Below are 26,240 nucleotides of genomic sequence, written 5' to 3' on the forward strand. Positions count from 1 at the left end.
TCACGATTTATTCGTCGCGCAATGATCTTACCGGATTTGTCACAGCCGCCTTGATAGCCTGCCAACTTACTGTCGCTAACGCTACCGCCACAGCCACTGCACCCGCCGCCGCAAACATCCACCACTGGATGCTGATGCGGTAAGCGAAGTCTTCCAACCATTTATTCATCGCCCACCACACAACGGGAGAGGCGATAACAATGGCGATTAATACCAACTTCACGAAGTCAGCCGAGAGCAACCGCACGATGCTTGAAATGGAGGCACCCAGCACTTTGCGGATACCGATTTCTTTTACACGCAAACTGGTGGCATGTACCACAAGTCCAAATATGCCGAGTGCCGCCAATAGCATGGTGAGGAGGCTAAATCCGCCAAATATTTTCTGGAGCTTTTCCTCGGCTTTGTATTGTTTCGCCAGCGTTTCCCTGACGATCTGCATATCGAGTAATTTGTCGGGGTAAAGGTTTTTCCATGTTGCCGCGACCGACTCCATGACACGCTGCGATGTTCCCGGCCGAGTGCGAATGAGCAGCGCGCCGTACGAGGGACTCCGCTGCCCGACGATCACGGTGGGCACCGTGGCGTTATGCAGCGACTCGCTGTTGAAATCGTCAATGATACCCACGGGGATGATCCTGGCTTCATGCAGCGGTACGTTCAATTGTGTTGCGCCGAGCAAATGCGCGGTGCTGGCCGCCATTAGGCAGGGGCGCATGCTATTGAACTCGGCTTCCAGGTCTGTCGCTTCAATGGCATCGCCGGGCTTCGATTCGCTCAGGAAGCGCCCTTCTTTCAGCCGCAGGCCCAGGGTTTGAGCCATATCCGGATCGCCTGCAATATACCAGAGGTCAATTTTATTCCCGGGGTCGCGCGGGTCGTCAATGAGCCTGGTCATGTAGCCGGTGCCATCGGTAGGGAGCCACGTGCTAAAGCTCGTTGAGAGAATGTCGGGGTGTTGCGCAAATTCGGCTTTCAACGCGCTGGCCTTATTGTCCCACGATACATGATTGATGCTGATCAATCCTTCCGTGTCGAAGCCTACGTCCTTGCTTTTCAAGAAGTCTACTTGGTGCTGTACCACAAACAGGGCTGCCAGTATTCCGACGGATAGGGCAAACTGTGTTACCACCAATGCTTCGCGCAGCCCCTTTTTGTTCGTGCTGCGTCCTTTCAGTACCTGATTGATGCTACCCACTGCGCGGAATCCGGATACCAGCCACGCAGGATATAATCCGCTGAATAAGCAAATCAGTAAGAACACTAAAAAAGCGGCGCTAAGGTAGGGCCAGCCCGCACCAAAACGGAATGCCAGCGGATGTCCAATGAAATGTTGCAATGAAGGAAGCGCAAGCTGATAACACAAGCAGGCGATTGACCCCGCTGCACTGAAGGTGAGCAGCGACTCAATCAATGATTGTCCCATGATCTGCCGTCGCGATGCACCCAATATTTTATGGACGCCCGTTGTCTTCAGCCGACTGCTGGCACGTGCCGTGCTTAGGTTGATGTAATTGATACAGGCAATCAACAGCAGCATGGCCGCAACGGCCATAAAGATATAACTGTGCCTGATGTTGCCCTTAACCAATTGGTAGGCGGGAAAATCGGTTTTCAGGTAGATGTCTTCCATCGGCTGTAATCCGAACTGCAGTCCCTTGTCGTTCTCGGGGATACCCCGGTACCAAGCATTGATCTTCCGCTCAAATTCCGTAGGATCGGTCCCGTCGCGCAGCAAGATGTAGTGCCTCGCATAGTGCGTACCGCGGCCGCCGTTCGTCAGTTCCTGCTCCGTGCGTGCATGCAGCAAAAGTGCATCCGCACGTAGGTGGGTGTTCGGCGGCAGGTCTTTCATTACTCCTGCTATGACATATTCATTGGGCTTCTCGCCATACTGGGGTACATCATAGATGCGCTTACCCAAGGGGTTCTTGCCCGAAAAATGGGTGTTGCTGAATTGTTCGGAGATGACGATTTTCTTGATGTCCCGGGTCGGCGTCAGGTCATGATGGGAAAAGACCCGGATGTCAAGCAGTTGCATGGTGGCACTATCCGCATGGAGCATCGTCGCTTTGAGCGGTAGTGGGTCTGTTCTATCGACTTTAAGGTGGATAGGTGCCGGGTAGATTTCGCTGTAATCTACCACTTCCGGAAAATAGCGTTTTAGCGTTGGAGCGAGTGTGGCAAATACGGTTCCGCCCTTTTGGCCGTAGTCTCCACCGTCTGGCCGGACGGAAAGCAGTCTATATAAGTTTTTCGAGTGGCTCCAATGGGAATCATAAGACAGTTCGTCAAATACGACCGCGCCGATCAGAAGGCAAGACGCCAATCCCACTGAAAGCCCTAAAATATTTATAGCGGTGTACAGCTTTCCTTTCAATAGCGCACGAAAGGCAATTTTCAGGTTATGCATCATTATCCTTGCTCTTTTTTATTTTTATTCCATTAATCATTCATCCTGCAATCTCCTTACACCGCAACCATTTCAGCCTGTTGCGACGGCGGCTTAGGATACAGTAGCGAAGCGCCCTGGATCCAGACGAGGCGAAACAGGCTGAAACTTGCACATCACTCATCCCGCAACGACTCCACCGGGTTGACGACAGCCGCCCGCATCGCCTGCCAGCTCACGGTGAGTAGCGCAATCGCCACCACAGCCAAGCCGGCCACGGCAAACATCCACCATCGGATATCGATGCGGTAAGCGAAATCGGCCAGCCAGCTGTCCATCGCCCACCATGCGATCGGCGAAGCGATGACAACGGCCACCAATACAAGTTTCACAAAATCTGCAGACAATAGCGCCACGATACTAGTTACGGTCGCCCCCAGTACCTTGCGGATACCGATTTCCTTTACGCGCTGCTGGGCAAAAATCATGGAGAGCCCAAGCAGCCCCATGCTGGCGATCAGCAGAATCAATAACGCCACATAGTTGGTCACCTTCAATATCCCATCCAATAGCGTATATTGGTTTTCCACGCGTTCATCCATCCATTGGTAGCTGAACGCTTTTTTGGAGGGCAACTGCTCGAACGAGTCTGCCAGTTTGGCCATCACTTGTTCCCTGTGGCGGGCATCGATGCGAATACTGAGGTAGCTGTTGGATGCGAGACCGGATTCGCTCCCATAAAAATGCATTATAGGGGCTATCGAGTGGTTCAGACCGTGGTAATGGAAATCTTTCATGACGCCGATGACGGTCACTACCTGATCCGATCCTTTTTGCCGGAGCCTTTTCCCAACGGGATCAGTCCAGCCAAATGCGCTCGCTGCCGTTTCGTTAAGCAGTACTTTATCCCTTTCGGTTGCCTGAAGGCGGTCATCAAAATTGCGCCCTGCAACAATGGCGATCTGATAGGCCTCGGCAAAGCCCGCATCGGCTCGGGCGTACTGTATGTGAACTTCCTTATCGCTTTCAACGTCGGAAAAGCCGTTGGAATTATATGAATAGGCGGTGGGTATCTCCTGTGTCGTGGAAACGGCTTTTACGGAAGGATCCGCTTTCAACGCCTGGAGGACAACGTCAAAATGGCTGTCTGCCTGTTCGGGATTCTCGAAGCCGAGATCCAGCATCCCCACCACAACGTCTTCGGTATTGAAACCCAGTGATGCGGTTTTCATGTAGCGGATCTGGCTGTTCAGGATCATTGCCATGCATAGAACCGTGATGCCCAGTACAAATTGCGCGGTAATGAAGGCGCTTCTAACACCCCCCAGCGCCATCCTGTCGCTGATCTTTCCCTTTAGGGCGTTTGTCAGCTTGAGGCTGTTCAAGCGTGCGGCAGGAATGACCGCGGCAAGGATTACAACCCCGGCCGCAATCCCCAGAACCAAGACGGCCATCACATACCCGTGTGCCAGGTCCAGTCCGCCCAGGCGCTGCCCGACGACCTCATTGACCAAGGCGTGCAGCACCAACCGGAAGATGGCGAATCCGAATATCAGCGATATAGCCATGACTAACCCGTTCTCTATGCAGAATTGCATGATGATGTTCCGTTTCGAAGACCCGATCGTACGCCGCACCGCAAGCTCCTTTGTCCGCGTTAATGCGGTAGCCATGTTGAGGTTAACCAGGTTAACCAGTACAATCAAGAAGACAAAAATGGCAGCTGCGATGGCTCCGATGATAATTTTGTGCACCGTGTCGCCCAGCTCCTTCTTCAGCTGCGTGAAAGGCACCGCTTTTACCACGCTGCTCTTTTTTTCCTCGACGTAATGCTGCCGGACGATTCCGGCTATTTTTTCGTTCAGTAGCTCCACGTCGGTCCCCTCCCGGAGCAGCAGATACCCCGGTGCAAAGACGTTGTACCAGTTAGCGATTTCCTCAAAGTCATCCATGTAATCCCATAAAAACTGAACGGGTAAAAACACATCGGCCTGCAAGGAAGAGGCCGTCGGAATTTCCACTACCCCTGTTACGGTACGCGGAATGCTATCCGATACGATGACCGTTTCGCCCAGTGCCGGTTTGTCACCGAATAACTGGGTCTTTAGGCGTTTTGAGATCACCAACGATTGCTTTCCCTGCAAGGCATTCGTCCGTTTCCCTTCGATCACTTCAAACGAAAACAGCTGTAGAAAACCTGGATCCACGAAAGTGCCATTCGCCTGGACCGTATGTTCGCCAACCGACAGCCACGGGTTATACCCGCTCTGCCAGTGGGTGATGGCCTCCACTTCGGGGCAGGCCGCTTCGATTTCGTAGAGCAGCGGAAAGGTGGTCTGCTGGTGCCCGCTTCCATCCGGCGAGAATGTTTTCAGGTAATACATCCTGTCTTTCCGCTCGTGAAACTCGTCGCGGGTGAAATATTGATTCACAAGTAATGTTAAGGATAATATACTTGCCAATCCGAAAGATAGCCCGATCACATTTATCAGGCTGAACGCCTTGTTGCGCCAAAGGTTCCGCCACGCGGTCTTGAAGTGGTTCTTGATCATTTTTTAGACGCTAGATAAGAGATATTAGACATCAAACATTAGGCTCACCAGTCTTTGTTCCTTGTTGCGATAACCATTTTCTTTATTTTCCTGCACCACTGTTCCGCCTCTTGCGCACACGGCCTAGTATACGGCAGCGGAGCGCAATAGCTGAAATATCACTCATCCCTCAACGAATCCACCGGATTGGCCGTTGCCGCCCGTATCGCCTGCCAGCTCACGGTGAGCAGCGCAATCACCACGGCCGCCAGTCCCGCCACGGCGAACATCCACCACTGGATGTCGATGCGGTACGCAAAATCTTCCAGCCACTTGTTCATCGCCCACCAGGCGATGGGCGAGGCGATCACCACGGCAATGAACACAAGTTTGACAAAATCCGTAGAAAGCAATCGCACGACACCAGTTATCGAAGCGCCCAAAACTTTGCGGATACCGATTTCTTTGTGCCGGCGTTCGGTATTGAAGGCCGCCAGGCCATAGAGGCCGAGGCAGGCGACGAAAATAGCCAATAGGGAAAACACCAAAATCAATGAAGCCGCTTTCCGGTCGGCGCGATACAAGGCCTCGAACTCTTCGTCTGCAAATTGGTATTCAAAGGGAACATCAGGCATCAACTCCTTCCAAATGCGTTCAGCAGCCTTGAGGGCTTCCATGTGCCTTCCGGCGGCTATGCGGACTAAAAATGTGGAGGAATGCCCCGGATTGTTGCTAAGCACCGCCGACCCTATCGGTTCATGCATGCTTTTGTAAACAAAATCCTGAACCACGCCGATAATCACACCGGTATCTCCGCGGTTTACAAAGCGCTGCCCGATGACAGGTTGCCGGATGCCGAGCTCACGTACGGCGGTTTCATTGATGACCACATTTTGCTCATCTGCTTGGCTGTGCGGGGTAAACCAGCGCCCTTCCACCAGTTGCAGGTTGACCAAAGCCTTAAAGTTGGTGTCTACCTCGAAAGGCGCAATGGGCGGATTGAAGTCCGCAGCACGCCCTTCCCAGTCAAACCCTCCTGAAGCGTTGTTGCTCATATTGACAACCGAACCCCCGTTGATCACCGATATGCGCTCAACACTGCTTTCAGCAGCCAGTTTCTGCCGCAATACATCCCGGATGTCGGAGCGTCCTGCACGGAAATCAGCTGTCCAATACTGCCAGTGGACATTCAAGGTCATGACCTGCGAATGGTCATAGCTGGCGTGTGTCGATTGGATGTACTGCATTTGCCTGTAAATAACGACGGTGCCGATTATTAGGGCAATGGAAATAGTAAACTGGACGACCACCAGTAATTTGCGGAGAGCCGAATCCTGCATCCCCAACATATTTTTCCCGCGGAAAATTGCTGCAGGCTGGAATGACGACAAGAGCAAGGCGGGGTAAACGCCTGTCAGCAATGTACTGGCGAACAATGTAACGCCTAATATTTGCCATAATGTGGCGTCGGAGAGTGAAATCGTGAAATGATTGTCGACGAGCTGATTAAAAAAAGGAAGGCCGATCCACGATAGCAGAAGGGTGCCGCATAAGGCCAAGCAGCTGGTCATAAACGCTTCAACGGCAAACTGCGTGAGCAGGTAAGGGCGGCTGGCGCCTACGATTTTCTTGATGCCGACTTCTTTCGCACGCAACGACGCGCGGGCGGTAGTCAGGTTGATATAATTGATGCAAGCGATAGCAAGCAATATACCGCCCAGCACCATAAACGCCCCGGCCGTCTTTCGGTTGCCGTGCGGAAAAGACGACGATTGAAGATCGTTTTCGAAATGCATGTCCTTGAGTCCGACGAGTCCGATCCGGGTATCGTCTTTTTCTTTATTCCGATGGAAAGCGAGGATATCCTGCAATTGACGAGCAATATGAGTAGGGTCTGCCGCGGGATCGATCTTGATGAAGGTCAGGTAACGGAAGTTTCCCCAACCCATATCGCCTTGGCTGGTTTTCGGGTCAGCAAGCCGGGCGGCAATGGGGAGGTACATGTCGTACCGGAAGCTGGAGTTAGTCGGGTAATCCTTGATCACGCCTTGTACCTGGTAGTCGGCCGAGTCGATACGCAACGTTTTCCCAAGTGCTGGGCCGTTACCGAAATACCGGCGTGCGCCTGATTCGGTCAAGATGACACTGTGAAGTTGGCTGTTGAAAGCCCTTGGACTACCCTCGGAAAAATCATAATTAAATAGGCTGAACCATTGGTCATCCACTTGTGCGGCCGCCTTCTCCTTCAACCGCTGTCCGTTGATGGTGATGGTCGGCATGTCAAATCGCATTGCGCGCATGCGGGTTTGCGCCTCCACCTCGGGTAGTTGTTTTTTTGCCTCCTCGCCCAGCAGGTAAGGGGAATTTTCCCATATCCAGGTGTTGTCTTTGTCAATTGTCAGGTAGGTTTTCAGGCGGTATACACGTTCCACGTCTTGGTGATAGCCGTTGTAAGCATACTCATTCTTCACCCAAAGGAATACAAAAAAAGCGGCTGTCATCCCGATAACTAACCCTGATATGTTAATCAGCGTTGTTGTTCGGTAGCGTAATAAGTTCCGCCACGCGGTTTTGAGGTGGTTTTGTAACATTTTTTGATATGATAACAGGCGAATCTGTCCGTACTCTTTGTTCTTTTTTCGTCTTTTTCCGTTAACTATTCGTTCCTCAACGAATCCACCGGATTGGCTGTTGCTGCCTGTATCGCTTGCCAGCTTACCGTGAACAGCGCAATCGCCACGGCTGCCAGTCCCGCCACGGCGAACATCCACCATTCGATATCGATGCGGTACGCAAAATCTTGCAACCAGTTGCTCATGATCCACCAAGCCAAAGGGGCCGCTATGCCGATGGCAAAAAGCACCAGCTTAATGAAATCTTTCGAGAGCAACTGCACGACACTGCTTACAGAAGCGCCCAGCACCTTGCGAATGCCGATTTCCTTGGTGCGCAGTTCGGCTATGTACATGGATAATCCCAACAGCCCCAGGCATGAGATAAAGATGGCAATACCGGCGAAAATACCGAAAAGCAGTTGCTGTGTCTGTTCCCGTTCGTACAGCGCGCCGAACCGGTCGTCCAGAAACTCGTAGCGGAAGGGGTTGTCCGGAAAGTGGGCCTTCCAGACGGCTTCCAGATGGCTCAGGGCGGTTCTGGCGTCACCCTCCGTGAGACGAACTGACCACCAGGAATAGCCCGCCGTTTGCATACCCATCGTTAACGGCACCACCTGCTGGTGCAGCGATTCGAAATGGAAATTCTTGGTCACGCCGATAATCGTACCCTTCGCATCGCCATAGACAAACGTGTTCCCAATGGCTTCCTCGGGGGTAGCCCATCCCAGCATTTTCACAGCCGCTTCGTTGAGCAGGAAGGCGCCGGTTCGATCAGACGGACGCGCATCCGAGAAATTGCGCCCAGCCGCCAGCTCGATTCGGTAGGTGGGAATAAACCGCTCATCGATGGCCAATCCCTTGATGATGGCACCTACCGGCGCCAGCTCGCCGCCCCGCGATACCGAGGCCCCCTGGCCGTCCAGCAACCTGCCGGTGGGGATGCGTGAAGAACGGCCGATATCCATAACGGTGCTATGCTGGAGCAATTGCTGCCTGAAGGACTCAAAGGACGTCGAGTCGCCGGCAGCGGGCATCAGCACCACCTGTTCCTTGGAGTAGCCCAGCTTGAAATCTTGTATATGTTGCATCTGTTGGTATACAATGATGGTGCAGCTGATCAGCAGCACGGCTATGGAAAACTGAACGGTGACGAGTATCTGCTGCAGCACGCCTTTCTTGACATCCGTAGCCACTTTGCCCTTGAACACCTTGATCGGCTGGAAAGCCGTGAGGAAAAAAGCAGGATAGCTGCCCGCGACCAGCGCGGTAAACGCCGAGATGCCTAGGAGGACCAACGCAAAGGTGGGGGTCAGCACCTCGGCAAAGGAAAGGCTCTTCCCCGAAAGGTCATTCAGCAACGGCAAACCAATCGCCACCAACGCAACCGACAGCGCAGAGGCAATAATCGTGTACAAGAGCGATTCGGCCAGAAACTGCCGAATTAGTTGGCCGCGTAGGGCGCCCACCACCTTGCGCATGCCCACCTCTTTGGCCCGCTTGGCCGAACGGGCCGTGGTGAGGTTCATGTAATTAATGCAGGCGATGATGAGGATGAAAAGCGCGATGGCCGAAAAGAAATATACGTACCGGATATCCGATGTCGGTTCGATTTCCGAGTCGGTATGCGAATGTAGGTGGATGTCCGTTAGCTTCATCAGGTGCAATAGCGAATACTTCGACGTGTGTTCGCCCATATGTTTGTCCTGAAAGGCCGGAAAGGCATCGACTAATCGCTGGGGGTCGTACCCTTCGGGGAGCAGCAGGTAGGTGTTGAAGGCGTTATTGCCCCAGTTGGTCCGAAGGTTCTCCGTGCCGTAGATGGCCTCGTCGTTCAGTGTAGCGAACGATATCAGCATATCAGGGTGCATGGTCGACTGGGACGGCAGGGAGGCGAAGACCCCCGATACCATGAATTCCGCCTGATTGTTTACGCGCACGGTCTTACCTACAGGATCCGTGTCGCCGAAATATTTTTTGGCCGTGGGAGCCGACATGAGTATGGTATAGGGATCTTTCAGGGCGGTACGGGCATCCCCTTGGGTTACATCCACGGTGAAAACGTCAAAGAAGCCATCCTCGGCAAAAAATATCCGATCTTCGTTGAACACGTTTTCGCCGTACCGAATGGTTGCACTCGTCTGCAGCGTCCGCACCACGCGTTCTATTTCGGGGAAATCCTGCGCAATTAACGGCCCATAAGGTGGGGCCAGCTGGGCCAGGTGCAAGCTTGTCGACCCATCGTCGGACAGGAACTCCCGGGACACCCGGTAAATCCGGTCGGCCTTTTCATGGAAGCGATCATAATTCAGCTCGTCGTTTACGTATAGCGCAAGCAAGAGAAAGGCGGTTAGCCCAAGGGCTAGGCCCATAATATTGATGGCGGAAAATATCTTGCCCCGCACGAGGTTGCGCCAGGCGATTTTGAAGTGGTTTGTTAGCATTTTGTTTATTTTTTGGTATTTAGCTATCCGCCTTGGCGGATGGTTTTCCTATTCTTTATCCCATTTCATCACTCATCCCTCAACGAATCCACCGGATTGGCCGTTGCAGCTTTTATGGATTCATAACCCACAGTCACCAGCGCGACGATGAAAGCCAAGCAAGCTGCTAAACCGAAAATCGTCCAGTTGATATCGATCCGATAGGCAAAGCTATCCAACCATTTGGATGCACCGTACCATGCCAAGGGAATCGAGATGGCTACGGCCAAAGCCAACAAGCCGATGAAACTTTTTGTCAGCAAATAGACTATGCCAGTGACCGACGACCCTAATACCTTACGGATACCGATTTCCTTGATGCGTTTTTCGGCCATGAAAGCAGATAACCCATACAGGCCAAGGCAGGAAATAAAAACACCCAACGCGGCAAATAGGTAAAACAGGTTGCTCAGCCGGTGTTCACTTTCGTATAGTTTATCCAATTCTTGGTCAACAAACCCGTACGAAAAAGGGAAACTCGGATTGATATCAGCGTTGATTTTCTCCAATGCGCCGAGGGTAGCCTCCAGTTGCTGCGGTTGTGCCTTGACCACAAACATTCCGCCCCAATTGTTATAAGAAAGTATCAGGGGTTCGATCGCTTGGGTAGCGGGCTTGAAATTGAAGTCTTTCACCACCCCGATGATCTGCCCTTTGTTCCCCCATAAAGCGAACGGCTTGCCGATCGCCTCTTCAGGAGCATATCCGATAATGCCCGCCAATTTTTCATTGATGATGTAATTGCTCGAGTCGTTACGCTGTTTGGAGAAAGGCCGCCCTGCTACCATTTCCATATCAAATACCTCGATAAAGTTTTCCCCTACGTCCATCATGGGCACAATCAGCTCCGAATCGGGATCCTTTCCCTCGTATTGAAAGTCTACGGTGCCGCTTTTCAGATTCGATGGCAGCATATCAATGACGGTGAAATCCGATGTTAGCGGATGGTTGGCCAATGCATCTTTATAGGCAGCCTGCTTACCCCACACTTCACCGTTCATTTCTATATAGACCAAGTTGGATTTGTCAAAACCAAGGTTTCGGTTCTTCACAAAGCTGAGCTGTTTATAGATGACGATTGTTCCAACCAAGAGGAATATGGACACGACAAACTGCACAACCACCAACGTGTTTCTAAACACGATATGACCATTTTTGCCCGCAGTCGGCGCGCCTTTGAGTACGCTCGCGGGACAAAGCCCGATAGGTACAATGCCGGATAACTTCCCGATATCAATCCCGTGAGCAGCGCGATGCCTAACATAGCGGCCAATATGTTGATATCAAACAGGCGGATTTCCAACGTCTTGCCGATGAGTGTATTGAAGCCGGGCAATGCCAACCACACCAACCCTATTGCAATGAAAAGAGACGCGAACGTGATCAGAAGCGATTCTCCCATGAATTGGGCGATGAGTTGTGCCCGTTCGGCACCGACGACTTTCCTTAACCCCACCTCTTTTGCTCGGCGGGCCGATCGCGCCGTGGAGAGATTCATGAAATTGATGCACGCAACGACCAGCATGAAGACGGCGACCATGAACAAAGTATCCACATACCGGCTGTTGCTGCGTCCTGCCAAGTCTACCTGTAGGTTGGTGGAGTGCAGGTGGATGTCGCCCAAGGGCTGTAGTTTGAACGTTGTTTTAAGCATCGATCCATCCACGTGTGCCCAGAAGATTTCCTGTACTTGCCGCTCGATGTGATCAACGGAAGCTTCAGTATGGACAAACGAGTCATCCATCTTGAGGTATGCATAGTTGACGAAATTCCGCCAATCCTGTTTCGCTTCGTGCATCCAGCTGCCGTGTTCGATCTGTTCCATCGGGAGCAGGTAGGCGAATTGCAGATGGGAGTTGCTGGGAAGGTCGGCGAGTACTGCCGTGATGGTCAACGGCCGTTTATTTTCCTGTATCAAGGATTGGCCAACGACCTCGGTATGCCCAAAATACTTCCTGGCCATGCTTTCCGTGATCAGGATGGCGTTTGGCATGTTGAACGAGTGTTGTTTTTCTCCGTCTACCAATGCGAATGAAAAAAAGTCCCAGAATGTACTGTCGACGTAAAAGCCCCCTTTTTCCTCAAAGCGATTGCCCTCATGTTCAAACGTGTACTTTACCGGATGGCTAAACCGCAGGTAGTTGTCGACAGCGGGCAGCTTTTCGATCAGCTCCGGCGCAAGCGGGGGAGGCGCCACCGCCGCCCTGAAGTCTTCGGATAGACTGCTTGTAATCCGGTAGATTTTCGACGCGTTTTCGTGGAAACGGTCGTAGCTCCGTTCGTTGGCAACCCATAGCAGTATCAGGATGCTTGATAACAGACCGATGGATAGCCCGGAAATATTCAAGAGCGAATATGCTTTGTAACGCCAAAGGTTGCGAAATGCGATTTTGAGATAGTTCTTGATCATAGCAAAAAAGTCACTCATCCCTCAATGAATCCACCGGATTGGCCCGGCCGGCCCTCACGCACAGCACTGTGATTAAGGAGCAGGCAGCGGCGAAGATAATGACCGCCACGGCAATATAAAGTCCGGCATCCTGGTTTATCCGATAGGCATAGCTTGCAAGCCATTTGTCGGCGGCCAGGTAGGTCAATGGCCAGGCAATTGCAGTCGCCAAGACAATCAGCCATGCATAATCCTTTATGAACAGGAGGGTGATATGTCGTATCCGCGCACCCAGTACTTTCCTAACTGCGATTTCCTTCATCCGTTTGTTCAACGTGAAGGTCACCATGCCGAAGATTCCCATAAAAACAATGACGAAGTTCAGCACGGTCGCGACGTCCGCGGCACGCTTCAGTTGCATCTCCGAACGGTACAATGAGGCAAACTGCTCATCCATGAACGTAAACTCGAACGGCGAGTTAGGCAGTAATTCGTTCCATTGGTTTTTGATGAGCGCCACGGTGTTGGCCATATCCGTCGTGTTGAGTTTCAATGATAGGTATCGGTATGACCTGAAGTCCCGCACATGGAAAAACGCAATCGGCTCGATCTGTTCCTGCAGGCTCGAATAGTTGAAATCCTTGACCACTCCCGCAATAATGACTTCATTGCCTGATGCTACATCGCGGATTTTCTGGTTTACGGCCGACTCAACGGTCAGCCCGAGGGCGTTCACCGCCGATTCGTTCAATACAATCTGGCCGGGGATATAGCCACCCGATTGCGCAAAGCAGCTACCCGTCAACATGGTCATGCCAAATGTGCTCGCATAATGCTCATCAGCTCCCATGGAAATGATAGGTGCTTTCGGTCCTTCGCCGGTAGCCACCTGTAAGCTAAAAGCATTCGGGGGTTGCCTATTGGGTACCTCGAAGGACAGTGTGGCATCCTTAACCGAAGTCAATTGTAACAGGTCTTGTTGCACAGCCATCATCTTATGGACGCCTTCGTCGTCCCACTGTTTTGGGAAGGCTGTAATGACCATCACCTGGTCCTTGTCGTAGCCGATGTCTTTGGCGAAAATAAAGCGCACTTGACGGGATACGGTCAAAGCTCCGATGAATGCCGCAATGGCTAGCGTGAATTGTACCGTCAACATGGATTTCCGCAACGACAAGCCTCCCTTGGTCGTGTCGATCTTGCCTTTGACGGCCACGACCATATTGGCCGTACTCAGTACAAATGCAGGGTAAATTCCCGCGGCAAGTCCCGTTAGGGCAACCAATGCCGTCAAGAAGCACACCGGCCCCCAGCCGAAGTGGAATACCGATGTCAGCTGGGTGTTCAGGATTTCATCGAACACCGGCCGTAAAACCTCGTAAAGCGGTAGGGACAGGGTCGCGGCAAATGCCGTCAGCAAGAGTGCTTCACCGAGGAACTGGGCCACCAACTGTTTTTTGGCGCCACCGAACACCTTGCGCAGGCCGATTTCTTTGAGCCGAGTTGCTGCGGTACCAACACTGATGTTGACGAAGTTGATGATAGCCATCAACAAGATAAACAGAGCAGATGCAGATAGGATGATGATCATTTTCCGCGCAGCGCCGTTATTGTCATTCAAGTAGTAATCTTTCAGGGCTGCCAGTTCGACGGTCAAGTTCTGTTGGATATTTTCCGGGGTATGCGTGGCAAGTATTTGCCGGAAGGGACGGGTTAGATCTGCCGGAACGACACCCGGTTGCAGCTGGATTAAACCGATTTCGAAGGGATTGTTCCAATTTGACAACGGTTCGCCGGAACCGTAATATAAACTTCCTGCTGCCGGGACAAAAATGGTAAGGACATCACCGGTCAGTCGGGTGACCGAGTTGTAGGGCAGATCGGCAATCACTGCCGATACCACATAATCTTGCTTGACCCCATTGACCGTGGTGTGGATGCTGATGGTTTCGTCCGTGGCATCTTTTTTCCCGAAAAGCTTTATTGCTACAGATTCGGTGATAACGGCGGAATGGTTGTCTGTAAACGGGTGTTGTTTGTCGCCATACAATACCGGAAACCCATACATGTTTACAAGCGTGGTATCGCCGATGGCTATATTTTCCATGAAGTGGTTTTCCCCAGCCGAAACGACATTGGTTACCGGGTTGTAACGATAGAAATTGGCCACCAAAGACGGGTACTCCTCGTACACCGTCTTGGCCAACGGACCCAGCGTGGTGATGTCAAGTCCGCCGCCTTCGGCCTCCCCCCAATCGCTCTTGATGAGATACTGGTGGTCTACGCTCTTGAGCGAGCGGTTAACTGCATATTGGTTCAGCACATAAATACCGATGACCATAGCAAAGGTGATGCCCAGCGCAAGGCACAGTACATGGATGACCGAATAGAATTTATGTTTTACCAGATACCGCCAAGCGGTTTTGAAATAGTTTTGTAACATTATAATTTGTTTTTGATCCTTATTACAGCTTTCCTCCCTTTCGGTCAGATGGTTTGATCATGTTTTGGCCATTAGAAAACTTCCATTAATCACTCATCCCTCAATGAATCCACCGGACTGGCTGTTGCTGCCCGTATCGCTTGCCAGCTAACCGTGAGCAGCGCAATCACTACGGCCGCCAGTCCCGCCACGGCGAACATCTGCCACTGGATGCCGATGCGATACGCAAAGTCCTGCAACCATTTGTTCATTGCCCACCAAGCGATGGGGGAAGCGATGACCACGGGTATGTCTTCCTTCGCTTCGTCCAACAGGAACATGCGGGTGTTGTCCTCGAAATTGAACTTAATGGGGCTGCTGTAGTTACCTTCCACCTGCTCACCTGACTTGATGGTTTGGTAAACGGTATAGCGTTGCCCGATGTAGTCATGGAAATTGTCGATGCTCCGTTCGTGTTGTACCCAGAGCAAAATCATGAGACAGCATGCCATGGCCAAAGCTAATCCAACGACATTGATCAACCCGAAAGACTTGTTTTGCCATAACTGGCGCCAGGCGGTTTTGAAGAAGTTGTATAACATGACGTTTATTTTCGTGTCAGCGCACCTTCGCGATGCAGCTTTTTTGTTCATCAAGGATGCTGTAAACCCAGAAAGGGCGCCAAACCGGCCCAGACCGCTGGGAAATTGCAGAAGAATATAACATGGTGGCATCCGGGTATGACGGCGACCTGCGCCTGCGAAAGGTACTTGGAGCATTGGATAAACGCATCCAAGGTATTATACCCATCATTGTCCCCATTCATAAGCAATACCGGGCATTGAATTTTTTCAAACGTCTCTTTACTCATATATTCGTTATTGTACATATCCGAGAGCATGGATAGTGATTCGTTCCATCTTTCCGGCTCTGGCATCAGTTTGAGCCGACCGGCGAAAAAAGTGGAGTCGGAAGCCATTAACGATTCTGCGGTATAGTTAAATTGATTCTCTTCTCGGTCCTTTGGTTTGTCTCCAATCCCCATAGCTACAACTTTTTTTACGGTTTGTGGATATAAAGCTGCCAATTTCAGCGCACTATGTCCACCATCACTGAAACCGATTACGATTACGCTGTCTTGGGTTACCGCACGGATTACCTGATACGCGTCGTCAGCCCGTTGCTGATAGGAATAAGGTGTATTACCGATCTCCGACTTACCGTGGCCCCGGATACCAATACAGATAACCTGAAAATGATCGGCCAACTTAACAATAAGTGGGGTGAATTCATCGATGTAGCCATAAACCCCTCCATGAAGCATCACGAGTGGTTGTCCTTCGCCATATACCTCATAATAAATATTGGCATCACCAACATTCAGATAGTGCCCAGCCTCTGGGTTGCTTCCGTAGGGGATATCTTGGGCAACGACGTAATGGCTTGCCATTCCAATTAGTAGGCAAGTCATGATTTTTCTTAACGTTTTCATAAGAAACTGATTTTTTATCTACTAATTCATCTCATCATCCATCTTTCAAACTATCCTATCCCGGTCTCGCCTCAGGAGAAACAGGATTTCCGCCTTGCATGACGCTACTCATCCCGCAGTGCATCCACCGGATTGGCCACGGCCGCCCGAATCACCTGCCAGCTTACGGTAAACAGCGCTATCACGACCGCTGACAAACCAGCCAAGGCAAACATCCACCACGCGATGTCGATTCGGTAGGCAAAATCCTCCAGCCATTCACTCATCGCCCACCACGCGATGGGTGAAGCGATGACCAGCGCAATGGCAATAAGTTTTACGTAGTCCAGGGAAAATAATCGGACGATACTTGCCACGGACGCGCCCAGAACCTTGCGGATGCCGATTTCTTTGGTGCGTTGGAAGGCGGTAAGCGTTGCCAGTCCGAACAGCCCCAGGCAGCTGACGAAGATGGCGATCATCGTTGCCAGGTTGATCAGCTTGGCAATCTGCCGTTCCTGCTGGTACAGCGCCTGCAATGCTTCATCATAGAAGCGGTACTCAAATGCATGCGCGGGGTAAAAATCGCGCCATTGCTCCGCTATGGCATTGAGCGTTGCCTGCCATTGCCCCGGATTCCGGCCGTTCAGCTTGATGTTGAACGTATACAGCTGGTTTTTTTCCGACATCAATGCCAGCGGCCCGATCGGCGTATAAAAATCCAGCGTATGGAAATCCTTCACGACACCCACGATGGCGTGCTGGCTGTTGCCTCGTTGCGCGAAGGGCTGGCCGATGGCATCCTGCGGCGCGGCGAAGCCAAAGAGCTTGGCGGCAGACTCGTTGATGATGTATTCACTCACGGTGTCCGTCTGGCGGATGTTGCGCCCGGCCAGCAGTTCCATCTCGTACAAACCGAGGTAGGCCGTATCTATCCATTTCCTTTCCACCATGTGCTCCCCTCCCGCGGGGTCCTGCTGGAAAGGCGCAAATGAACCTGCCGGAGCCAGCGGAATCGTGCCCAAGGCAGCATTTTCGACCCCCGGTATGTTCCGGAGCTCGCCCAATAGCGTGAATTGCTTGTCGCGGTAGCGTGGATCGCTCAGGTATTTCCAGGGGACATTCACCAGCGCAATAGCGTCCTTGTTGAACCCCATATCGGCTTTCAGTGTATGACGCAATTGCGCACCGACGATAATCGTACACGTGATAAAGACCAGCGCAATGAAAAACTGGAAAACAATCAGCACTTTTTGCAGGCTGAACCGGCCCGGCAGTGCGCTCAGTTTGGAATTTTTCAACACGACGACGGTTTTTACCTTCGCAATGAGCCAACTCGGATAGAGACCGGCGCACAGGGTGATGAGCAACACCACGCCGAGGGTGAAGACAAAAAACAGCAAAACGCCGCCGTAGGGTGTCGCGCCTGCCGGAATGATGTCATCCAACACCACAAACCCCAATCGGCTAAACGCGAAAGCAAGGATGGAGGCGATAAAAGCGGTTACCGCTGTTTCACTTAGAAACTGGGCGATCAGGTGCCACCGGTCCCCGCCAAGCGTCTTCCGTACGCCTATCTCCTTCGCCCGCACAGGAATCTGCGCCACGCTCATGTTGATGTAGTTGATGCAGGCGAGGATCAGCAGAAATGCGCCGATACCGACCAGGCCGTACAGCACCGGCTTGCTCGTCTTGGCGACACCGAAGTAGTCGCTTACACCGGTCGCGAAATGAATGTCATTTACCGGCAGCAGCTCATAGGTTTTACCCCGTTGCAGCTCGCTTCCCCGTTCTTCCGCGAAAGCTTTCCAATGCCGTGCATCAAGTTCGTTGATGAGTTGCAGTGTGGCTTCCACATCCGTTTCCGGCTTGAATTGCAGGAAAAGTTTATCACTTCCGTTGGTGTTGGTCCACATATACATTTCGTACGTTTGCTCACGCAGCGCAAAAAATTCCTGCGCGGTAAATTCGGAAGGCATGTCGTAATCGGCCACCACGCCGGTTACGGTCCGCCGCACGGTATCCCGTCCGTAATACTGGATGGTCTGGCCCACGATGTGCTCCGGATTGGCTCCCGGGAAATATTCTTTGGCCCGGCTTTGGGTAAGCACCACATTTCCGGGCGCGTTCAGTGCTGTCGCCTTGTCTCCGGCAAGCCACGTGTACGGCAGCATGTTAAAATATGAAACATCCGTGGCGATCACCTGTTGCGGATCTTCCTTTACAAAAATGTCATTGCCATTGCGTTTGATTTCAGCGCTGTTCACCCGTTGGTAAAATACGGGGACCACCTGTTCCAATCCGGGGATTTCGGCACGTATCCCCTGGTGCAGCGGCGCGCCCACCCCGCCCATTTTGCTATCGCTGGAAAAAGCGGAGATGACCTGGTAAATATTTTCTTTATTGGGCAGTTTGGCGTCATAGCTGAACTCGTGGTCAACGATGCGGTAAATCATCCAGCAGGCACTGATGCCGATGGCCAAGCCCAGTACGTTCAACGCCGTAAAGAGGCGGTTGCGCCAGAGGTGGCGGAATGTGGTTTTGAAATAATTCGTTATCATTTTTAAACGCCTTTATTCTTTTATCTTACTTCTTTTTCATTGGCCATCGGCCGATCACCCATCACCAAACTACTCCGTCCGTATCGCCTTGATAGGATTCTGCTGCGCAGCGCGAAGTGATTTGCCGCAAACGGTGATGGCCGCAATGGCAAAAGCGACAAAGCCCGAGACAGCAAATATCCACCAAGCGATATCCGTACGGTAGGCATAGTTGTTCAGCCAGCCGTTCATCATCCACCAGGCCAACGGAAAGGCCACCAAAAAGGAAATGGCTACGAGGACAAGAAAATCTTTGGAAATCAGCATGATGATGTTACTGGCGCTAGCGCCCAATGTCTTTCGGATGCCGATTTCCTTAAATCGTGTTTCGGCGGCATAGGTCACCAAGCCGAAAAGGCCGAGGCACGATAGGAAGATGGCGACTCCCGCAAAGATATTGAACAATTTTCCAGACCGCATATCGCTTTTGTACATGTTGTCAAACGACTCATCCATGAACTGGTAGTTGAAATCATAGTCGGCATTATATTGTTTCCAAAGTTTTTCTACAGCCGCAATCGCCTGTTGTGCTTCGCTTCCAGTAGTTTTCACATACAGGGTACTCCACCCCCAGTTTGGATTTATGAACAAAATGCAGGGCTCAATGGCCGTCTTCATGTTTTTGAAATGAAAATCCTTTACTACAGCCACTATGGTGCCCGGCACCTCATGAAAGGATATCGTCTGGCCGATGGGGTTTTCGAGGCCCATTTGTTTGACGGCCGTCTCATTAAGAATATAATGAGCGCTATCCGCCGCCGTCCCCGTAAACCCTTTTCCCGCTATGAGCTCCATGCCCATCACTTCGGGGAAATTGCGATCTACAGACAACTGGTTAATCATGAAATTCTCCATGCCAGCAGGTTTGCCTTCCCACTCGATATCGCCTGTGGCGCTCCCAACATTGAGAATAGACTGCTGGGCAACCGTCACGCCGGCAATGCCGGGTTGATTTTGAAGCTCGTCCCGGATGGTTTCATAATTTTTCTGGAAATTATAGCTGTTAAACGTAAAAATATTCTCCTTGGTATACCCCAAGTTGAGGTTGCGGATATAATTGAGTTGGCTAGCGATAACAAGCGTAGCCACAATCAATACCACGGCACATGAAAATTGCACCACCACCAAAACCCTGCGGAAGTTGCCGTTTTTTCCGAATCCAGGCAGTTTGCCTTTGAGGGCCGTCGCCGGCTTGAACGACGAAAGCATCCAAGCCGGGTACACACCGGCCATCGATAGCACGGCTATCAGTGCAAGACCAAAGATTATCCACACACGGCTATCCAACAGGCTGAACACCATTCCCTTGCCCGAAAGACTATTATAAATCGGTATCAGTGCCGCAATCAACCCGATGGCGATGATCAGCGCGATGAAAAAGACAACAAACGATTCTGCTATAAACTGCCAGAACAAATGGCCTTTGTTAGCTCCCACTACTTTGCGAACGCTTACTTCCTTGCTACGCCTGGTAGACCGTGCAGTCACCAGATTGACGTAATTGATGCAGGCAATCAGTAAGATGACGAGTGCAACCAAGGAGAAAATCTTGACTTGGCGCATCCCTTGCTCCTCGCCTTTTTCGTTATAAAGATGTAGCTTCTCCAACGGCTGCATCAAGTAGTTGATATCCTTGAAAAACTCGGATGGGCGGTGTTTAAGATGTATTGCTGCCAATTGCTTACCCACAGCGTTCGCATCTGTGCCGGGCTTAAGCAAAAAATAGGTCTTCAAATAGAAGTTGCCCCAATCATTGTCCATATCATTCCGGTTTTCGGCGAGCATGCCAACCGGCAGCAACAGGTCATAGCGCAGCGAAGAATTGGTCGGCATGTCTTCCATGATGGCAGTTACCTTGAAGTTCCTGCCGTCTTTTGTTTGTAACACCTGGCCCATTGCCGGTTCGCTGCCAAAGTACTTATTCGCCGTACTTTGGCTGAGCACGATGGAGTTGTTATCAGCGAAAGGCTTGAGCGGGCTCCCTTCCAACAGGCGGAAATCAAATATGCGGAAGAACGTAGAATCGGCGTAAATTGTCCGCTCGTTGAATGTTTTACGGCCATGGGAGAGCAAGATGGAGCCTCCCCATTCGTTCACACGGCAAGCCTCTTCTACTACGGCAATTTCCGCCTTACCGAAGACGGCCAAGGGCGCCGAAGTTGCCCAAATGTTCTGCATTTCTCGGTCAATGGCGCCGTTTGCGGAATAAATCCGGTCGCCTTTGGTATGCATACGGTCGTAGCTCAATTCATCCCATACCCAAAGTAGCAGCAGCATGGCCGCGGTGAGACTTACGGCCAAGCCGGCGATATTGATGGCAGCGTATGATTTGTTTTTGACCAAAGTTCGTATGGCAGTCTTGAAATAATTCTTGATCATTTTTTACATTTTTGATTTTTGAAGTAAGCGTCAGGTTATAAGCAATACGCTTTTAAGCCTAACGGTTATAACCCATAAGCTGAAATCACTCATCCCTCAATGAATCGACCGGATTGGCTAGCGCGGCACGAAGCGACTGTGTAATTACTGTTGCCAGCGCAACCACCAGCACCATGAAGCCGCCGAGGAGCAATAGCCCTGCATGAACATCAATGCGGTACGCAAAGCTTTCCAGCCATTTGTTTGCCAACCACCAAGCCACCGGAGCGCCAATGGCGAAGGCGATGACCACCATCTTCATAAAATCGCGCGATAGCAAGAGGATAATACCTGATACACTGGCCCCCAGCACCTTGCGGACACCAATCTCCTTGACCCTCCGGTTGATGGACAGCAGCGCAATGGCAAATAGACCCATGCAGGAGATGAGGATGGCCAGTGCCGCGCCGCTGATGATGATGTTGGTAAAGCGCCGGTCGCGCCGGTATTGGTTGTCCGTATTTTCGTCCAGATACGACGCGCCATCCGTTGACCGCGGGTTTACTTTTTTCCATACAGCTTCCACTGCAGCAAGCGAAGCCGCTAAGTTTTCGGGCCGTACTTTTACAAAAAGGTACTCCACGGCGAATTCATTCGGATTGATAAACATCGTTAGCGGCTCTATCTGTTGCCGCAGATCCTTGAAGTTGTAGTCTTTCACCACACCGATCACCTGCATGCCGTCATTATTGACTGGAATGGTTTGTCCCAGTATTTTCTCGATGCCACCCAGCTGCGCAGCCATCTGTTCGTTGATGAGTACCGCATTCGTGTCCGTGGCGAAATCGCGGGAAAAATCCCTGCCTGCCACAAGCTGAAGGTCCAGTGTGCTGAGGTAGTCGTAGTCTACCCGCAGCCAATGCGTGCGGATGGTACGGTCTTCATAGCCAAAGCCGACGCGGGAAGTGGAAGTGCTGCCGTCACTGCCCCTGCCGATGTTGATGTCCGAGCCGCTTACGCTTTCCACCTGTGGGAGCGAAGCCAGCGCTGCGCGCATCCGCTTCAGGGCCGTCTCCCCGTCTATTTCATTGCCGACAGGGATGCTGATGACTTCCGTTTTGTTAAATCCAAGCGGACGGGTATGGAGGTAATGCAGTTGGCTGCTCATCACCAACGTGCCGATGATGAGCACCACGGCGATGGCAAATTGCACCACCGTAAGCACGTTGCGCAAGCCACCACCTGTGCTGAGCTGTAATTTGCCTTTCAGTGTCTGAATGGTGTTGACGCGCGCCATGGACCAAGCCGGATACCCCCCCGCAATGGCGGTAAGGAGGAGAAATACAACGAAAAATATGGGAAAGTTCCATCCGGTAAACAGTTGGCCGATGGCCAGCGAATAGTTCATGTTGGCGTTGTATTGCGGCAGCAATGCCCATGCCAGCAGGCCGCCCAGGGTCAACGCAAAGATGCACACCAGCAGCGACTCGGCCCAAAGCTGGGCCATCAGCTGCCAGGGCCGGCCGCCCAACGTCTTGCGCATGCCGATCTCCCGGCTTCGCATGAAAGAGCTCGCCAACGAAAGGTTGACGAAGTTAGAACCCGCGATGAAAAGGATCAGCCCAGCAATGAGCAACAGCGCCCATGGAAACATTGGCGGACCACCCCCGCCGATACCCGGGCTATTCAAGTGGTATTCGCTCATTGGCAGCGCCTTCAATGCCAGGTACTCGCCATTATCATCCGGGGCGGCCCCGTCGCGTTTCAGGTTGGCGATTTCGCCGTCATAATGCGTGGCCATAAAGGGCCTTGCCTGTCTGTTGAAAGCCACGGGATCGAGTTTATCGCCCGCCCATTGGATGAACAGGCTGTGGTTGGCATGCCCCCATTTATCCAGGTAGCTATGGTAGTCGGGCACCATGTGCTCAAAGCGCAGCAATGTGTTGAAGGTGAGGCTGGAATTGGCAGGGAGGGTTGCCATTACCGCAGCCACGACCTTATTTTGCCATTGCCCGTTGATTTGTGCTTCAACGGATTCGCCGACCACGTCGGTACGGCCGAAAAGGATCGTGGCCATGGTTTCGCTGATGACGATGTTATCCAATGCATCCAATGCTGATGCGCTGCCCCGCTGCAGCCGGAAGCTGAACATGCGGAGGAAGTCCGGATCAACAAATTTCGGCGACGCAGCAAACTGCTGGTCGCCGTTACGGAGCACGACGCCCCCGTTTCCAAACCGGGTCATACGTTCCACGGCTGGAAGTTCGGCTTTCAGCGCCGGACCAAAGGGCACGGGTTTCGTTTCTCCGTATTCCTTTCCGTTGGTGGGGTTGGACACATCATAGACCAGTCCGATACGGTCGCGGTTCTCGTGAAAGTCATCGAAAGACAATTCAAACATGGCCGTGAGAAACAGCAGGATGGCGGCGGCAAAAGCTACACTCAGCCCGAGGATGTGGATAGCCGTGAATACCGTGCGCTTGCGTAAGTTGCGGAACGTGACGTTGAGAAAGTTTCTAAGCATCTTTTTAGTGTTCTGTTTTTATCCTTTCATCGGCCCTTCGATAAGCATTTCGGACGGATGAGCAATTTCCTCAGATTTGATTTAATCACTCATCCCTGAGCGAGTCCACCGGATTGGCCACCGCCGCCCGGACGGCTTGGCAGCAGACAGTCAGCAGTGCAATACCCACCGCTACTGCACCGGCCAGCACAAACATCCACCATTCGACGTCAATGCGGTAGGCAAAATCTTCCAGCCATGTGTTCGTGGCCCACCAAGCGACGGGCGTACCCACGGCGATCGATATCAGCACCAGCCGGATGGAGCCTTGCGACAGCAGTCCCACGATGCTGCCCACACTCGCCCCCAGTACCTTGCGGATACCGATTTCCTTTACCCGTTGGCGCACCGTGTAGGTAGACAGGCCCAGCAGCCCAAGGCATGAAATGAAGATGGCAATACCGGCAAATATGTTGAACAAGAGTCCGGTACGCTGGTCTGTCGCATATTTAGCCTCAAACTGCTTATCCAGGAAACTGAAGCGGAAAGGAATGTCTCCTGCATACCGTTTGTATTGTTTTTCTACTGCCGCAATGGCTTGTTGTGCTGCTTGGGCATCGGTACGCACATACAGGATATTGCCGCTCCACCAGCGGAAAAACAGCAGGGGCTCGATCTTCTTTTTTAAGGGCTGGTAGTTGAAGTCTTTCACGACGCCAATGATGGTGCCCGCGCGATTGTGGAAGCTGATGGGTTGGCCGATATAGGGCGATACGAGGCCCATTTCTTTTATTGCCGCCTCATTGACGATATACAGGTTGCTATCTGCGGGTGTGCCGGAAAAATTCCGGCCCTCCAGTAGTTGCACGCCCATGGTGGGAATAAAGTGCTGGTCGATGACAGCCTGATTGATGATGACCTGACTGTTCGCCGGTTTCCCCGGCCAGTCAAGGTCGCCGGTAGACGACTCATAATTAGAAAGGTCATAGATGTCAGCCAAAGAAACGCCGGTAATTCCCGGTTGGCCGCCGAGTTCATTTTTTATGGCATCGATATGTCCGCTTACAGCATTGGGCAACGGCACAGTAAAGACATAATCTTTGTCGTAGCCCAAATCCAGTTTTTGGATATACTCCAGCTGTTTTCCGATGACCAGCGTAGCCACAATCAATACCATGGAGATAGCGAATTGGAATACCACCAGTATTTTACGGAAGAAGGCAGAGCCAATGCCGGAGGCAATCCTGCCCTTCATGGCCTGCAGCGGATGGAAATCCGACAGCAGCAATGCCGGGTAGATGGCGGTGGCCAGCAAGGTACCCACGGCGGAATAGCCCACTACCGTCCAAACGCCGGTATCGCTAAGCGACACATGCAATTGTTTGCCGGCAATGAGGTTGTATACGGGAAGGAGCACGAAAATAAGCCCGAAGGCAGCCAGTAGCGCGAAGCAAAACAGCAAGGTGGTCTCCGCGATGAACTGGAAGAATAGTTGCCGTCTATTGGCACCGATGATTTTCCGTATACTGACCTCCCGCGCACGCACCAGGGCCCGTGCCGTTGAGAGGTTGATGTAGTTGATGGCGGCGATGGCCAGTACCAAGATGGCGATGATGAGAAAGATCTGTACCATCCGCGCTGGCGCGTTGTTGCCGTCGGCCGCTACCAAATGCAGGCTGGTAAGGGGTTGTAGGCCGTAGCGGGTATCGCTCTTGCCGTCACGCGCTTTGTCGTACGCCGCTGTGAAACCGAGTTCGGCTTCTTGCGGGGCTGTGCCCTCCTGCAATTTGACGTAGGTGTGGAACACATAACTGCCCAAGTCCACGTCGATGGTTTTCCAGTCGCCATTGCCGCCGTTTGCTGTGAACAGCTGCGCGTAATAACCCATGGGGAAAAGTGCATCGAACGCGAGGGACGAGTTGTCCGGGAAGTCACGCAATACACCGGCAACGGTAAAATTGTCGCCCCGGAATTGAAGCACCTTGCCCATCGCATCGCCGTCGCCAAAAAACTTATGGGCCGTTGATTCGGTGACGACGATACTGTTATTATTCGGAAACAAGGTGGCTCGGCTACCCTGTAGGAGCTCAAAATCAAACACGGTCAGGAAGGTGCTGTCTACGCAGGCGGCGGCAAAACCATCCAGCACTTTGCTGCGGTCGGCATTGGCCAATACCTGATCATATTCACTGTAAACGCGGACGATGGATTCGACACGTGGAATGGATTGGGCATAGACCGATAACGAGCCCGGTACACCTTCCCATACGATGTGCTGCCCGTTGGCCTCGAAATGGGCGAGAATTTTGTATATACGTTGATGGTCGCGATGGAACCGGTCGTAGCTCCGTTCATGCTGTACCCATAGCAACAGCAGCACGGCTGTTGCCAATCCCAATGCTAATCCACAGACATTGATAATGCTGTAGAACTTATTGCCAACTATGTTGCGCCAAGCGGTTTTTAACTGAGTTTTCAT

The 26,240-nt window shown here is 52.1% G+C and carries 13 protein-coding genes; all 13 read right to left on the reverse strand.

Features of this window, described 5'->3' with window-relative positions; genetic code table 11:
* Positions 1–7 precede the first annotated feature (7 nt).
* The 13 genes from ACFOET_RS00480 to ACFOET_RS00540 all read right to left on the reverse strand — a co-directional run bounded on the left by ACFOET_RS00480 (position 8) and on the right by ACFOET_RS00540 (position 26,240).
* Positions 8–2,416 carry an ABC transporter permease gene (locus ACFOET_RS00480; protein WP_379018431.1) on the reverse strand — a complete coding sequence of 803 codons (2,409 nt, stop codon included), beginning with the start codon at positions 2,414–2,416 and terminating at the stop codon, positions 8–10.
* Positions 2,417–2,568: 152 nt separating this feature from the next.
* Positions 2,569–4,944: an ABC transporter permease gene (locus ACFOET_RS00485; protein WP_379018433.1), complete on the reverse strand. Its 2,376-nt coding sequence runs from the start codon at positions 4,942–4,944 to the stop codon at positions 2,569–2,571.
* Positions 4,945–5,102: 158 nt separating this feature from the next.
* Positions 5,103–7,697 carry an ABC transporter permease gene (locus tag ACFOET_RS00490; protein WP_379018435.1) on the reverse strand — a complete coding sequence of 865 codons (2,595 nt, stop codon included), beginning with the start codon at positions 7,695–7,697 and terminating at the stop codon, positions 5,103–5,105.
* Positions 7,580–9,979, reverse strand: coding sequence for an ABC transporter permease (locus ACFOET_RS00495; protein WP_379018437.1), 2,400 nt, complete (start codon positions 9,977–9,979; stop codon positions 7,580–7,582). Before ACFOET_RS00495 ends, ACFOET_RS00490 begins: the two co-directional genes overlap by 118 nt.
* 68 nt (positions 9,980–10,047) lie before the next feature.
* Complete coding sequence (locus ACFOET_RS00500; protein WP_379018439.1) at positions 10,048–11,070, reverse strand: ABC transporter permease; 1,023 nt, start codon at positions 11,068–11,070, stop codon at positions 10,048–10,050.
* The gene (locus ACFOET_RS00505; RefSeq protein ID WP_379018441.1) at positions 11,067–12,428 is read right to left on the reverse strand and encodes an ABC transporter permease; all 1,362 of its coding nucleotides are present in this window, start codon (positions 12,426–12,428) and stop codon (positions 11,067–11,069) included. Before ACFOET_RS00505 ends, ACFOET_RS00500 begins: the two co-directional genes overlap by 4 nt.
* Positions 12,429–12,438: 10 nt before the next feature.
* Entirely contained in the window at positions 12,439–14,850 is a 2,412-nt protein-coding gene (locus ACFOET_RS00510; RefSeq protein ID WP_379018443.1) for an ABC transporter permease, read from the reverse strand.
* An 89-nt stretch (positions 14,851–14,939) separates the two neighbouring features.
* Positions 14,940–15,431: an ABC transporter permease gene (locus tag ACFOET_RS00515; protein ID WP_379018445.1), complete on the reverse strand. Its 492-nt coding sequence runs from the start codon at positions 15,429–15,431 to the stop codon at positions 14,940–14,942.
* Between the two features lie 50 nt (positions 15,432–15,481).
* Positions 15,482–16,321, reverse strand: a complete 840-nt coding sequence (locus ACFOET_RS00520; protein WP_379018447.1) for an alpha/beta fold hydrolase — start codon at positions 16,319–16,321, stop codon at positions 15,482–15,484.
* 104 nt (positions 16,322–16,425) lie between these two features.
* Entirely contained in the window at positions 16,426–18,861 is a 2,436-nt protein-coding gene (locus ACFOET_RS00525) for an ABC transporter permease (protein WP_379018449.1), read from the reverse strand.
* Between the two features lie 69 nt (positions 18,862–18,930).
* Entirely contained in the window at positions 18,931–21,279 is a 2,349-nt protein-coding gene (locus ACFOET_RS00530; protein ID WP_379018451.1) for an ABC transporter permease, read from the reverse strand.
* An 85-nt stretch (positions 21,280–21,364) separates the two neighbouring features.
* Positions 21,365–23,782, reverse strand: a complete 2,418-nt coding sequence (locus ACFOET_RS00535; protein ID WP_379018453.1) for an ABC transporter permease — start codon at positions 23,780–23,782, stop codon at positions 21,365–21,367.
* An 85-nt stretch (positions 23,783–23,867) separates the two neighbouring features.
* Positions 23,868–26,240, reverse strand: coding sequence for an ABC transporter permease (locus tag ACFOET_RS00540; protein WP_379018455.1), 2,373 nt, complete (start codon positions 26,238–26,240; stop codon positions 23,868–23,870).

It is taken from the genome of Parapedobacter deserti (genome assembly GCF_042646065.1).
Lineage (GTDB): Bacteria > Bacteroidota > Bacteroidia > Sphingobacteriales > Sphingobacteriaceae > Parapedobacter > Parapedobacter deserti.